The 14,172-nt window shown below is 55.2% G+C and carries 12 protein-coding genes; 11 read left to right on the top strand and 1 reads right to left on the bottom strand.

What is annotated here, in order from left to right; genetic code table 11:
* Positions 1-156 precede the first annotated feature (156 nt).
* The 3 genes from tal (at position 157) to ampH (ending at position 4,507) form a co-directional block, all read left to right on the top strand.
* The gene (gene tal, locus AC1MDE_RS19010; protein ID WP_479399157.1) at positions 157-1,107 is read left to right on the top strand and encodes a transaldolase; all 951 of its coding nucleotides are present in this window, start codon (positions 157-159) and stop codon (positions 1,105-1,107) included.
* A 69-nt stretch (positions 1,108-1,176) separates the two neighbouring features.
* A complete protein-coding gene (gene tkt / locus AC1MDE_RS19005) occupies positions 1,177-3,186 on the top strand; it encodes a transketolase (RefSeq protein ID WP_058959083.1) in 2,010 nt (669 codons plus the stop codon).
* Between the two features lie 145 nt (positions 3,187-3,331).
* Positions 3,332-4,507, top strand: coding sequence for a D-alanyl-D-alanine-carboxypeptidase/endopeptidase AmpH (gene ampH, locus AC1MDE_RS19000; RefSeq protein ID WP_034825840.1), 1,176 nt, complete (start codon positions 3,332-3,334; stop codon positions 4,505-4,507).
* A gap of 103 nt (positions 4,508-4,610) precedes the next feature.
* Here the strand turns inward: ampH and AC1MDE_RS18995 are convergent, their stop codons facing one another.
* Positions 4,611-5,669: a DUF1176 domain-containing protein gene (locus AC1MDE_RS18995; protein ID WP_058959085.1), complete on the bottom strand. Its 1,059-nt coding sequence runs from the start codon at positions 5,667-5,669 to the stop codon at positions 4,611-4,613.
* Positions 5,670-6,247: 578 nt separating this feature from the next.
* Here AC1MDE_RS18995 and AC1MDE_RS18990 point away from each other — a divergent pair.
* From AC1MDE_RS18990 to AC1MDE_RS18955, 8 genes are read left to right on the top strand one after another with little or no spacing between them, the layout of a single operon-like run.
* The gene (locus AC1MDE_RS18990; RefSeq protein ID WP_034825836.1) at positions 6,248-7,078 is read left to right on the top strand and encodes a DeoR/GlpR family DNA-binding transcription regulator; all 831 of its coding nucleotides are present in this window, start codon (positions 6,248-6,250) and stop codon (positions 7,076-7,078) included.
* A gap of 12 nt (positions 7,079-7,090) precedes the next feature.
* Positions 7,091-8,074: a substrate-binding domain-containing protein gene (locus AC1MDE_RS18985; protein WP_480344980.1), complete on the top strand. Its 984-nt coding sequence runs from the start codon at positions 7,091-7,093 to the stop codon at positions 8,072-8,074.
* Positions 8,075-8,076: 2 nt separating this feature from the next.
* Positions 8,077-9,582: a sugar ABC transporter ATP-binding protein gene (locus AC1MDE_RS18980; RefSeq protein ID WP_480344985.1), complete on the top strand. Its 1,506-nt coding sequence runs from the start codon at positions 8,077-8,079 to the stop codon at positions 9,580-9,582.
* Positions 9,575-10,564, top strand: a complete 990-nt coding sequence (locus tag AC1MDE_RS18975) for an ABC transporter permease (RefSeq protein WP_034825832.1) — start codon at positions 9,575-9,577, stop codon at positions 10,562-10,564. The genes AC1MDE_RS18980 and AC1MDE_RS18975 overlap by 8 nt, the downstream gene beginning before the upstream one ends.
* A 13-nt stretch (positions 10,565-10,577) precedes the next feature.
* Positions 10,578-11,627 carry an ABC transporter permease gene (locus AC1MDE_RS18970; protein WP_058959087.1) on the top strand — a complete coding sequence of 350 codons (1,050 nt, stop codon included), beginning with the start codon at positions 10,578-10,580 and terminating at the stop codon, positions 11,625-11,627.
* Positions 11,627-12,319 carry a D-allulose 6-phosphate 3-epimerase gene (gene alsE / locus AC1MDE_RS18965; RefSeq protein ID WP_038645526.1) on the top strand — a complete coding sequence of 231 codons (693 nt, stop codon included), beginning with the start codon at positions 11,627-11,629 and terminating at the stop codon, positions 12,317-12,319. The genes AC1MDE_RS18970 and alsE overlap by 1 nt, the downstream gene beginning before the upstream one ends.
* Positions 12,316-13,209 (top strand): allose kinase, encoded by an 894-nt coding sequence (gene alsK, locus AC1MDE_RS18960; protein ID WP_058959088.1) that lies wholly within the window; start codon positions 12,316-12,318, stop codon positions 13,207-13,209. Before alsE ends, alsK begins: the two co-directional genes overlap by 4 nt.
* The gene (locus AC1MDE_RS18955; protein ID WP_480344984.1) at positions 13,209-14,171 is read left to right on the top strand and encodes a ribokinase; all 963 of its coding nucleotides are present in this window, start codon (positions 13,209-13,211) and stop codon (positions 14,169-14,171) included. The genes alsK and AC1MDE_RS18955 overlap by 1 nt, the downstream gene beginning before the upstream one ends.
* Position 14,172 lies beyond the last annotated feature (1 nt).

Raw genomic sequence — 14,172 nt, 5'->3', positions numbered from 1 at the left:
TCAGGCACCCCCTTCCGTGACAGATGCCCTTCAGCGCCACAATCAGAGAAAACGCATTTTCTTCGTGCAACGTCTGTAGCACTGTGTTGAGCCACGACTCAACAGGAAAGGGCACGACCCGTTTGCCCACATTATTGCTAATCAAGGAGTTAAGCGATGAACCAGCTAGATGCATTGAAACAGTTCACCACCGTGGTGGCGGACAGCGGCGACATCGAATCTATTCGCCATTACCATCCGGAAGACGCAACAACTAACCCCTCTTTAATTCTGAAAGCCTCCGGTCTTGACGCTTACAAACATCTGATTGATGACGCCATCGACTATGCGAAAAAACAGGGCGGCAGCAAAGAGACGCAAATCATCAACGCCAGTGACAAAGTGGCGATTAATCTCGGTATGGAAATTCTGAAAAGCGTACCGGGCCGTGTTTCGACCGAAGTGGATGCGCGCCTCTCCTTCGATCGTGGCATGTGTGTCACCAAAGCGGAGAAACTGGTACGGATGTATGAAGAGAACGGCATTGATCGTTCGCGCATCCTGATCAAACTGGCCTCAACCTGGGAAGGGATCAAAGCCGCTGAAGAACTGGAGAAGAACGGTATCCAGTGTAACCTGACGCTGCTGTTCTCCTTTGCGCAGGCGCGTGCCTGCGCTGAAGCGGGCGTGTTCCTGATCTCCCCGTTTGTCGGCCGTATTTATGACTGGTACAACTCACGCAAACCGCTCGACCCGTACGTGGTGGATGAAGATCCTGGCGTGAAATCCGTGCGTCGTATCTACGATTACTACAAGAAGCATCGTTATAGCACCGTGATCATGGGTGCCAGCTTCCGTAAAGTGGAGCAGATTCAGGCGCTGGCCGGTTGTGACCGCCTGACCATCTCCCCTAACCTGCTGGAAGAGCTGGCGAACAGCGATGCGCCACTGGAGCGCAAACTGGAACCTTCAACCGAAGGTTTCCACCAGCCTGCATCGCTCTCCGAAGCGGAGTTCCGCTGGGAACATAACCAGGATCCAATGGCGGTGGAAAAACTGTCTGACGGCATCCGTCAATTCGCCATTGACCAGCAGAAGCTGGAAGATGTGCTGGCTTCTCGCCTGTAAATCACCACTCTTTTCATGTCGGACGGGCGTCTGCCCGTCCTCATTTGCCCAATCATAAGGGAGAACCCTATGTCTTCACGCAAAGAGTTGGCTAACGCGATTCGTGCTTTAAGTATGGATGCGGTACAAAAAGCAAATTCCGGTCACCCCGGTATGCCAATGGGGATGGCGGATATCGCCGAAGTGCTGTGGCGCGATGTCCTCAAACATAACCCTAACAACCCGGCCTGGGCCGACCGCGACCGCTTTATCCTCTCCAATGGCCACGGTTCGATGCTGCTTTATAGCCTGCTGCACCTCACCGGTTATGACCTGCCGATGGAAGAGTTGAAAAATTTCCGCCAGCTGCATTCGAAAACGCCGGGCCACCCAGAAATTGGCTACACACCAGGCGTGGAAACCACCACCGGTCCACTGGGACAAGGTTTAGCCAATGCGGTGGGCATGGCGATTGCTGAGCGTACGCTTGCGGCACAGTTTAACCGTCCTGGGCACGATATCGTCGATCACCACACTTATGTCTTCATGGGTGATGGCTGTCTGATGGAAGGGATTTCCCATGAGGTCAGCTCGCTGGCGGGAACGCTGGGTCTCGGCAAACTGATTGGTTTCTACGATCACAACGGCATCTCGATTGATGGTGAAACCGAAGGCTGGTTCACCGATGACACCCATAAACGCTTCGAAGCCTATAACTGGCACGTGGTCGGCAGTGCGGAAGGTATTGATGGTCACGATCCTGAAGCGATTGCGGCGGCGATTAAAGAAGCGCAGAGTGTCACCGACAAGCCTTCGCTGATCATCTGCCGTACCGTGATTGGCTTTGGCTCGCCAAACAAAGCCGGTAAAGAAGAGTCACATGGCGCCGCGCTGGGCGAGCAGGAAGTGGCGTTGACCCGCCAAAAACTCGGCTGGCACCATCCGGCGTTTGAAATCCCGAAAGAGATTTATCAGCAGTGGGATGCCAAAGAAGCCGGCAGCCAGCGTGAGAAAGCCTGGGATGAGAAATTTGCGGCCTATAAGTCTGCACATCCGGACCTTGCCGCCGAGTTCAGCCGTCGTCTGGATGGCGGTATGCCCGCACAATGGAGTGAGGCGACTCAGGCGTTTGTTGATGAGTTGCAGGCCAATCCGCAAAAAATCGCCAGCCGTAAAGCGTCGCAAAACACGCTGGAAGTCTACGGCAAGCTGCTGCCCGAATTGCTGGGCGGCTCTGCTGACCTCGCGCCGAGTAACCTCACCATCTGGTCGGGTTCGAAATCGATTAAAGAAGATATCGCCGGTAACTACATCCACTACGGCGTGCGCGAATTTGGTATGACGGCAATTGGCAACGGTATTGCCCATCACGGCGGCTTTATTCCCTATACTGCCACCTTCCTGATGTTTGTTGAGTACGCGCGTAATGCGGTGCGCATGGCGGCGCTGATGAAAGCGCGTCAGGTGCTGGTGTATACCCATGACTCGATTGGTCTGGGCGAAGATGGCCCAACGCACCAGCCGGTGGAACAGCTCGCCAGCCTGCGCGTAACGCCGAATATGAGCGTCTGGCGTCCGTGCGATCAGGTGGAAACCGCTGTAGCGTGGAAAGCCGCTGTTGAGCGCCATCATGGCCCGACCGCGCTGATTCTATCGCGCCAAAATCTGCTGCAGCCCGAACGCAGCAAAGCACAGGTAGCGGATATCGCCAAAGGGGGCTATGTGCTGCAGGATTGCGCGGGCACGCCAGAAGCGATCATCATCGCCACCGGTTCTGAGATTGAAATCGCGCTGGGCGCGGCGGATAAACTCGGTGCCAGCGGCCACAAGGTGCGCGTGGTGTCTCTGCCCTGCACCGACGTGTTCGACAAGCAGGATGCAGCCTACCGCGAATCGGTGCTGCCCTCCGGCGTAAAAGCGCGCGTGGCGGTAGAAGCAGGTATCGCCGATTACTGGTTCAAGTATGTCGGCCTGGATGGCGCGATTGTCGGCATGACCACCTTCGGTGAGTCTGCACCGGCAGGCAAGCTGTTCCCGGAATTTGGCTTTACGGTGGAAAATATCGTGAGCCATACCGAAGCATTACTCAAGCCGCACTAATCGATCCGGCCCTGCGTCTTTTGACGTAAGGGCCGTTTTTTGATCACAGCCTGATACAGAAAAAAATCCTCCCTTCCCTCTTCACGCCTCGCACAAACTGATTACTATAAGCTTTCCTCCGAATCCTGTTGCGGACGCTTTCCCGTTGAAAAAACGTACTCCTTTTTTACTGGCCTTAATGGTTTCAGTGCTTCCATTAAAAAGCATGGCGCAGACGGTAGCCGATCCGCTGCTGGCCTCGCAGATCGTTGATCGTTATGCCGAGCATATCTTCTATGGCAGCGGCGCAACCGGCATGGCGCTGGTGGCGATTGATGGCAATCAGCGCGTATTTGCCAGCTTTGGCGATACCAGCCCTGGCAATAACGTGCGCCCTCAGCTCGATTCCGTGATTCGCATCGCCTCGCTGAGCAAATTGATGACCAGCGAAGTGATGGTCAAAATGGCGGAACGCGGACAGATTCGCCTTGATGACCCGTTGAGCAAGTATGCTCCGGCTGGCGCACGCGTCCCGAATTACAACGGTCAGCCGATTCGCCTGATCAACCTCGCGACTCATACCGGCAGCCTGCCGCGTGAGCAGCCGGGCGGCAAACCGCATCGTCCCGTGTTTGTCTGGCCAACCAAAGCCGATCGCTGGCAGTGGCTGCAGGGTGCGCAATTGAAAGCCACGCCGGGAACACAAGCCTCCTATTCCAACCTCGGCTTTGACCTGCTGAGTGATGCACTGTCGAAAGCGGCAGGCACGCCTTATCCCGCCCTGCTGCAACAGCTGGTGACGCGTCCGCTGGGAATGAAAGACACCACCTTTACGCCATCCCCCGATCAGTGCCAGCGCCTGATGATCCCTGAGAAAGGGGCCAGCCCGTGCAATAACACCCTGGCGGCAATTGGCAGCGGTGGCGTGTATTCAACGCCGGATGATATGGGCCGCTGGATGCAGCAGTTTCTGAACTCGGCGGTAAATCACCGCACGCCACAGGTTGATCGTCTGCAAACGCTGATCTATCGCCGTGACCAGTTGACCAAAGTTGAAGGTATGGATGTGCCCGGCCGTGCCGATGCGTTAGGCATGGGTTGGGTGTATATGGGGCCAAAAGAGGGTCGCCCAGGGATTATCGAGAAAACCGGCGGCGGCGGCGGCTTTATTACTTACATGGCGATGGTGCCACAGAATAACGTCGGAGTATTTGTGGTGGTGACGCGTTCACCGCTGTCACGCTTCACACCGATGAGCGATGGCGTGAATAATCTGTTGGCGGAGTTGGTGGGCAATCAAAATGGCTCACCGATGATGATCAATGCCATACCTTCCCCCTAGATAGTTCGTGATGCAGAAAGGCGGCAATTGAATGAATCCCCAGGAGCTTACATCAGTAAGTGACTGGGGTGAATGAAAACAGCCAACGCATCTGCAGTGCGAATTATGACGGGGGCTGGCTGACCCACAGCGTGGGCCATTTATCACTGCTATGCCATGCGTCACAGGTTTTCTCTTCAGCATACTCTGCCAGCACAAAGTCATTTCCGTCGAACTGCCAACGCGTGGCGACACCACAATCTCCCAGACCGCGGCCTTTACTGAAGGTGTAAAGCAAACCGCTGCTGGCATCGAATTCAGCGTTCACCAACTCCATCTGATTGTCACTGCGTCCGGGTGGCGTGAATGGCAAGGTCAACGTCAGCCCGCGAGCAACGTAAGGCTGGCTACGCGTCACCTCAAAGGCCAAATCAATCACGTTATAGGCACCGGCTTCACAACTGATCAAAAGCAGCGCTTTGGTGTCGGTGAGCGGCGCTACACTCACTTCACGTCTCAGCGGATCGAGCGAACAGTTGTCGGTGTTAACCCGCCAGGTACCGTAATCAATTAACCCGCTGGTTTCTTCCTGAGTTAACGGCGCTGGCTGCGGTAAGCGAGCGGGCAGTTGCGGTACCTGCGGCACTGGGAGAACGTCCGATGGCGCGCGATCGCCCCGCTTCACCCAGGCGCTGGCACCATTTACCCGCCCCTGAACATCATCCATCAACAATAGCGCCGCTTTCATGCCGCTGAGTGGGATAGTGGCTTTCGCCTGATAGGTCAGTTGCAGAGTATGGGCATCCAGCGTTTGCGCCAGAAATTCGTCGATGGCGATGGCATTACTGGTGGCGAGATGGTGTGGCTCCACGCTCCAATGTTTGAGGTCTGGCGTCAGGCGACGTTGATCCAGCAGCAAATTTTCCTTCAGCGGTCCGCCGGGCAGCTCTCCGCTGTACGCGCTGCCGTAATCAATACGCAGCAGCGGGCGATCGTTAACGCCAGCGCCACGTGAAAGGGTCATCACTAATCCGTTGTCCCCCGGAAAGCTGCGTGCCACGCAAAAAGCCGCGTTGTTACAGGTGAGCTGCCAGTCAGAAAATGACTTTTGCAGTGGCTCAGCCTGAACGCACGCGACAAACACAAAGGGCAATAAAAGCAGCGACTTCATCCAATAAGACATCAAAAAAAAGGTCCCCAAATTCCCTGAAAAGAAATCATAGCGTAACGACAACGTGGTCAGCGGGCCGAAACTGTGAGCTGGCCCTAAAAGCGGTACTAACTGCTGAAAAAGCCGTCGCCTGAGGGCGATCTAAGGCTGGAGAAGCAAGAATTCCATCATCCATTTCGACTGATTTCCGCTCAATCGGATTCGTCGGACTGTGGAGTGATGATTATCTGAAAGCGTGCTCATGGCTCAAACATCTGTTTGATCGACGTCATACCCTCAGAGGCGGTTTAGCTAAAAACAATTTAGCTCACATCACAAATCGGTCAAATACACATAAACGGTCATACTCGGTCATGATAAGGTGTTTTCATACGGTAATAATTGTTTGCTACCGATCCCCCGATTTAGCGCTAACACGCGTGTTTATGTGAATCAGATCTCTATTACATGAAAAATAGATATCTCATTTACATAAAAATTTAACCCATATCACTCTAACGTCGCCGGGCATTTTGACCACTGCGGACTCGTGCGCAGTCCACATTTTCCCGCTGCGGTATCCAGTACTTTATAGCCATCGGAGGGAAGTCATGTTGCCGATTGAAAGACAGCAGCGAATTATTGACGAACTAAATTTAAATGGTCGGGTTATTGTCGCTGAATTAGTCACGTTGTGTCAGGTTTCGCAAGAAACCATTCGTCGTGATTTAACTCAGCTGGAGAAACGTGGGCTGTTGCAACGTAGCCACGGCGGTGCAGTACCAGCAAAACGACAAGCCGCTAACATTCAGGGGAATACGAGGGGTGTTAACGAGTATGAATTATCTTTCCGCCAGCGTATGAATGAACATGTAGATGCAAAGATGGCGATAGCCAAACGTGCACTCGATTTCATCAGCCCCGGCGATTGTATATTACTCGACAGTAGCACCACTTGCTGGTATTTGGCGCGACAGCTACCGGATATTGAATTAACGGTATTAACCAACTCTATCAGAATAGTGCAAACCCTTGCGGCGCGCGGCAGTATCCGCACCATCTGTCTGGGGGGAGAATATTCTGACCGTTATGAAGATTTCCACGGTGTTGTCGCTGAACAGCCTTTACGGGAATTTCAGATCAATAAGATCTTTTTTTCCTGTAGCAGTTTAGGCAATGACGGTTATTTACGTGAAGGTAACGAAAACAACGCACATTTAAAACAACAGATGTTACTGGCAGCAGAAAGAAAACATCTGCTGCTGGATGCCAGTAAATTCCTGCGGCCCTCATTCGCGCGTATTTGTCATTATCGCGATGTGGACTTTCTCATCACTGACCAATTAAAAGACAAAGAGCTGGAACAAGAATTAGCCTGGAACGGCGTCAATATTATTGATTGCTCACAGCGCAACAATTCAATGCAGCTTATAAAAAATTAATCCGGAGTCTTTATGAAAAAACATCTTATCGCCTGTTCTCTGCTTGCTCTGTTTGCCGCTAACGGCGCGCACGCTGCTGACAAATTACGCATGGGCATCGTGGTGAAAATTGGCGGTATTCCATGGTTCAACGCCATGGAAGCGGGCATCAAAAGTGAAGCGGCGAAACGCGGCATTGATGCATGGATGGTAGGCCCAACCGCCGCCGACCCTGCCCTGCAGGTGCGTGCGATTGAAGATTTGATTGCGCAGAAAGTCGACATCATCGGCGTAGTGCCGAATGACCCGAAAGTGCTGGAGCCGGTGCTGAAACGTGCACGTGAAGCCGGCATTCAGGTGATCACCCACGAATCACCGGATCAGAAAGGCGCGAACTGGGACTTCGAACTGGTGGATGCCCCGACACACGGCATCAACCATATGAAAGCACTGGCGAAATGCATGCATGAAGAGGGCAAATACGCCATGTACGTCGGCAGCCTGACTGTGCCACTGCATCAACAGTGGACCGATGCCGCGCTGAACTACCAGAAAGAGCACTATCCAAAAATGCAGATGGTGACCGACAAGTTCGGCGTCGGCGAATCGCTGGATGACTCTATCCGTACCACTAACGAACTGATGTCCAAGTACCCGGATCTGAAAGGCATTATGGCGTTCGGTTCACAGGGCCCAATCGGTGCCGGTCGTGCAGTGATGAACCGCAACAAGATTGATCAGGTGTGCGTGATTGGTGCCTTCAGCCCAGGCCAGGGTGCTTCGCTGGTGCAGCGTGGCGCGATCAAAGGCGGCTACATCTGGAACCCGCAAACCGCTGGCGAAGTGTTCGTACGTATCGCCGACATGATGCAGAAGAAAGAGCCGATCACCGACGGTATGACCATCGACGGTCTGGGCAAAGTGAAAGTTGACGAGGCGACCCACACCATCCTCGGTAACAACACCGAAAGCCTGGATAAAGAAAACCTGCCAAAACTGGTGAAAATGGGGCTGTAATGATGAAAGAGGTGATCCCACAGACGTTAATTGCGCTCGACAACCTGTCGAAAACATTTGGTGGCAACCGCGCACTGAGCGATATCTCGCTGAGCTTACTGGCGGGCGAAGTGCACTGCCTGGCTGGCACCAACGGCTGTGGCAAGAGCACCTTAATTAAAGTCATTTCCGGGGTACACGCCCCGGACAGTGGCAGCCGCATTACCCTGGGTGATGGCCCAACCTTCCCGCGTCTGACCACCCGTCAGGCGCGTGATTTCGGTATCCAGGTGATTTATCAGGATCTGTCGTTGTTCCCAAATTTGAGCGTGGCCGAGAACATCGCCTTTGAGCACAACCTCAATGGCCTGCTCGGCTGGCACCGCAAGGCGAAGCTGCGTGAAACGGCAGCGCGTATTATTGAAGAGCTAAAGTTCGATCTCGATCTGGATGAGAAAGTCTCGGCGCTGTCGATTGCTGCACGTCAGCAGGTGGCGATTTGCCGTGCACTGGTCGCCGATGCGCGCCTGGTGATCATGGACGAACCGACGGCTTCTCTGACCCGCACCGAAGTAAACCAACTGCTGCGCACTGTGCGCTACCTGAAAGACAAAAACATCTGCGTGGTGTTCGTCAGCCACCGTCTGGATGAAGTATTAGAGATTTCGGATCGCGTCACCGTGATCCGTGACGGACGCAAGATGGGCTGCTGGCCCGCTAAAGAGATGACGCCACATCATCTGACTGAACTGATGACCGGGCTGAAGCTCGATTATCAACTCAAAGCACCAACGCGCAATGCCGACCGCGCCATTCTCGAAGTCGAGAATCTGACGCGCGCCGGTCAATATCACGACGTCAATTTTAAGCTGTATCAGGGCGAAGTACTCGGTCTGTGCGGCCTGCTCGGCTCCGGTCGTACCGAACTGGCGCTGTCGCTGTTTGGCATGACCAAACCTGACAGCGGCAAAATCTGGCTCGACAGCAAGCCAGTGCGCTTCCGGGGCCATGAAGATGCCATCAAAGCCGGTATCGGTTATGTCTCCGAAGACCGCTTAACCCTCGGTCTGGTGCAGCAGCAATCGGTGGCCGACAACATGGTGCTGCCGATCCTCGACAAACTGCAAAACCGTTTTCACATCATCGACGAATACCGCAAGAACAAGCTGATCCTGCAATGGATTCTACAGCTCGGTGTGCGCGTGGCCGATCCCAATCTGGCGATCTCTACCCTCTCCGGCGGCAACCAGCAAAAGATCGTGCTGGCGAAATGGGTGCTGACCCAGCCGCGCATTTTGATTCTGGACTCGCCGACCGTGGGCGTGGATGTCGGCGCTAAAGCCAGCATCTATCAGTTGATCCACGAGCTGGCGAAAGAGGGTCTGTCGATCATTCTGATTTCCGATGAAGTGCCAGAGGTTTGGTACAACTGCGACCGCATTCTGCACTTCCGTGATGGCACCGTTCATGCCGAATACCAACCCGATACCGTTGAGCAAGAACAGCTGGCGGAGGTGATCAATGCCTGATTTTTCTCGTTTACGCCCGCACTCCAGTCAAGGCTGGCTGGCGTGGGTGCTGCTGGCTTTCATCCTGTTTTTCTCGGTGGCCAGCGACCAGTTCCTCTCCGTGCAAAACCTGCTGGACCTGGCAGAAAGCTACGCGGTGACCGGCATCTTTGCCCTCGGCCTGTTTGTGGTGCTGGTGACCGGCGGCATCGATATCTCCTTCGCCGCGGTGGCGTCGGTGGTGCAATACCTGATCGCTTCGCTGTTTGTGCAGTTCCAGTTTGATAACGCGGCGCTGAGCATCCTGCTGGCGATTGTCTGCGGCACCACCTTTGGCGTGATTAACGCCCTGCTGATTACCTCGCTGCGCGTGGTGTCGATCATCATCACCATCAGTATGCAGTCGCTGCTGTTTGGTCTGCTGATGTGGGTGACCGGCGGTAAGAGCCTTTATTCCCTGCCGGACTGGTGGATCACGCTGCGCAGCGTGCTGCCCTTCACCTGGCAAGGCAACAGTTTCCAGATTGGTTTGCCGCTGATCACCATGCTGGTGATTGCCGGACTGACCGCGCTGCTGCTCAACAAAACCAACCTCGGCCGCCAGCTGTATGCGGTGGGCGGCGATGCGGAATCCGCACGTCGTATCGGGATTCGCGTCGGTCTGATTCACGTTTTCGCTTACGGCTGGCTCGGTGCGATGGCGGCGATTGGCGGCCTGGTGCAGGTGTATCGCATGGGTGAAGTGGTGCCGAATGCGCTGGTCGGCGGCGAGCTGGATGTGCTGGCGGCCACGGTGCTCGGCGGTGCCAGCCTGATGGGCGGCAAAGGCACAGTGAGCGGCACACTGATGGGCGTGTTCCTGATCGCCATCCTGAAGAACGGCCTCAACCTGATTGGCGTCTCCAACTACTTTATGAACATCGTGGTAGGCGGCGTGATCATGGTGGCGATTGCCGTCACTCACTACAAAAAACGTAAAGAAACTGACGTCAGTTTCGTCTGACAGGAGCATTCACATGAAATCACTCTCTGCTCTGCGTCCGGACGGCACCAATATTGGCCTGATGCTGCTGATTGCGCTGGCGCTGGCAATCTTCACCTTCATGCTGCCGGGCCGCTTTATGACCGACTCGACCTTTATGAGTATGGCGTTCCAGCTGCCGGAACTGGGCTTGCTAACGCTGGCAATGTTTATCGCCATCCTCAGCGGCGGCCTGAACCTGGCGATTATCGCTACCGCTAACCTGACCGCACTGTTTATCGCCTGGACGCTGATGAGCGCCCTGCCCGCCGATGCCGGCACCGGTCAGCAACTGCTGTGGCTGTTTATCGCCATCGTCGGCGCAATGCTGATTGCTGCCTTTATCGGTGTCATCACCGGTGTGATGGTGACGCGAATTGGTGCTCACCCGATTCTGGTGACGCTGGCAACCATGATGACGCTGAACGGCATCGGCATCTGGCTAACCAAAGGTGCCGCTGTCAGCGGCATGCCATCGGTGGTGCAGGCACTCGGTTCCAACACGCTGTTGGGTATGCCGCTGCCACTGTGGGTGTTCCTGATTGCCGCTGCGCTGCTGGCGCTGTTCCTGGGTAAAACCCGCGCCGGTAAATGCATCTACATGGGCGGCAGCAACATTAATGCCACCTGGTTCAGCGGCATCAACACGCATCGCATGGTGGTACTGGTGTACGTCATCTCCAGCCTGCTGTGCGTGTTAGCCGGATTGATCATGATGGCGCGCTTTAACTCAGCGCGTATGGGCTACGGCGATGCGTATCTGCTGCTGACCGTGCTGGCAATTATTCTCGGCGGCACCGACCCGAACGGTGGCTTCGGCCGCGTCACGGGGGTGGTACTGGCGCTGATTGCCCTGCAAGTGCTCTCTACCGGTTTCAATCTGATGAACATCAGCCAGCACGTAAGCCTGGCGATGTGGGGCGCAGTGCTGATTGTGGTGTTGGCCTTCAAACAATTCAAAGCCCGTTTTAATGAACATCGTGCCGTCAAGCTGAGCAAGCTCGCTGCGGCCCTTAATCCTCTGACCGAAAAAAAGGAAGTCTAATGCGTATTCAAGTCTCCCCGTCGTTGATGTGTATGAATCTGATGGAGATCAAGCACCAGCTGGAAGTGCTGGACTCCCGCGCAGACTTCCTCCATATCGATATCATGGACGGTCACTACGTTAAGAACATCACGCTGTCGCCGTTCTTTATTGAGCAGATTCGTCCACACACCAAAGTGGCGCTGGATGTGCATTTGATGGTGGAACACCCGACCGACTTCATTGAAGTGATTGCCAAAGCGGGTGCCGACTACATCTGCCCACATGCAGAAACCATCAACCGCGATGCGTTCCGCGTGATCAACCTGATTCGCAGCTTTGGCAAGAAAGTCGGCGTGGTGCTGAACCCGGCCACACCAGTATCGTTTATCCATCACTATATTCATCTGCTGGACAAAATCACCGTGATGACCGTGGATCCTGGCTATGCCGGACAGCCATTCATCCCGGAAATGGTCGCCAAAGTGCAGGAACTGAAAGCCCTGAAGCAGCAGCATGGCCACAAATATCTGATTGAGATCGATGGTTCCTGCAACACTCGCACTTACAACACGCTGGTTGGAGCAGGTGCAGAAGTGCTGATTGTCGGTACCTCGGGCCTGTTTAACATCCATGACGATCTGGCAACGGCCTGGGACATGATGCGTGACAGCATTGATGAAGCTCAGGGCCTGGCGAAGGTATCCGCATGATTCCACGCTGGCTGGGCATCGACATTGGCGGCACCGGCACACGTCTGCAGCTGATGGAAGAGGGACGCATCTGGTCCAGCTTCCGCAAGGTGCCGACGGCCAGCTGGGCGCAGCAGCCCGACGCATTGACGGCACTCGGGCAGTTAATCAGTGAAACACTGGAGCAGCAACCGGTGAGCGGCGTGATGCTGGGATTGCCGGGCATTCTCAGCCGCGATCGTCAGCAGGTGATTTCGCTGCCGTTTATTCAGGCGCTGGATCATCAGCCTGTGGCGGCGATCCTCACCGAGCGTCTTGGCGTGCCAGTGGCGATGGATAAAGATGTTAACCATCTGATGATGTGGGATTTAATGCAGCTGGAACAGTTGCCGGATAACGCGGTAGGTTTGTATCCCGGTACCGGTATGGGCAACAGCTTGTGGATAAATGGTCGCTTTTACCACGGCCAGCACGGCGGCGCGGGTGAATTGGGCCATGTGCCGATTGCCGGTAACGATCTACCCTGCCCGTGCGGCAACCGGGGTTGTGCGGAGACGGTGACTTCGGGCCATTGGTTGAGTCACTGGGCTAAGGCTCACGTGCCGAATACCGATATGTCGGCGCTGTTTACGCAACATGGCGACCATCCGGAGTTGCAGGCATTTGTTTATCGTTTGGCGCAGCTGATTGCCACCGAAATGAACATCCTCGATCCCGAATACCTGATTCTGGGGGGCGGAGTGCTGGCGATGGCGGACTTCCCGCTGGCGCAGTTACGCAGTCAGATTCAGCAGCATCTGCGTCCACCGGCCACGCGTGACAATTTGAAGATCGTGTTTAGTCAATCCACCGATCACACCGGCTGTCGCGGTGCCTGTTTAGCCGCCGAACGCCTGTTCAGGAGTGCATGATGAAAGGAAAAGTGTGTGTGTTTGGCTCGTTCAACCTCGACGTCGTCGCGGTGATGAACCGCTTCCCGTTGCCTGGTGAATCACTGACTGCCCATAACAGCATGATGGGACCGGGCGGCAAAGGCGCAAACCAGGCCACGGCGGCGCTGCGTGCCGGGGCGCGCGTGCACTATATCGGCAAGGTCGGTAATGATGATTTTGGCACTTTCGCCCGTCGTCACCTCGAAAAAACCGGCTTTGATGCGATTACGCTGTTTACCTGTAAAGAGAAGCCTACCGGCAACGCACTGATTTATGTGGCCGGGGATGATGCTGAAAACATGATTTCGGTGTTCCCAGGCGCGAACACCACGGTGACGGCGGCGGAAGTGTCGCGCTGTCAGCCTACGGTAGCCGCAGCGGATATCTTGTTGGTGCAGCTAGAGAACAACCTGAATGCCATTCAGCGCATGATTGATAATGCGCGTGCGGGTGGCACCTTTGTGATTTTAAACCCGGCGCCGTGGCAAAAAGTGAGTGATGCACTGCTGGCGAAGGTGGATTTACTGACGCCCAATAGCACCGAAGCGATGCAGATTACCGGCGTAAAGGTGACGGATTTTGCCAGTGCGCAGAAAGCCGCAGAAGTGATGCACCGCAAAGGCGCGCGTCAGGTGATTATTACCCTGGGGATGGCGGGCGCCCTGTTGTCCAATGCGGAACAGCAGCCGCTGCGCATTCCGCTGTTCCCGGCACAACCGCTGGATACCACCGGCGCGGGCGATGCGTTTAACGGTGCGCTGGCAGCGCGTTTAGCTTCGGGAGATGAACTGCCACAGGCGGCTCTGTTCGCTTCGGCGTTTGCTTCGTTGTGTGTGGAGCGTTCTGGTGCGGCCAACTCTATGCCGTCGTACGCCGAAGCGCTGGCGCGTATGCAGGCCCATCCGGAGTGCGTGCCAGAGCCGTTGGAAGTGATGGCCTGAA

It is taken from the genome of Pantoea folii, assembly GCF_056678875.1.
The sequence above is the reverse complement of the archived record's forward strand: the minus strand, read 5'-3'. Positions and strand labels throughout refer to the sequence as shown.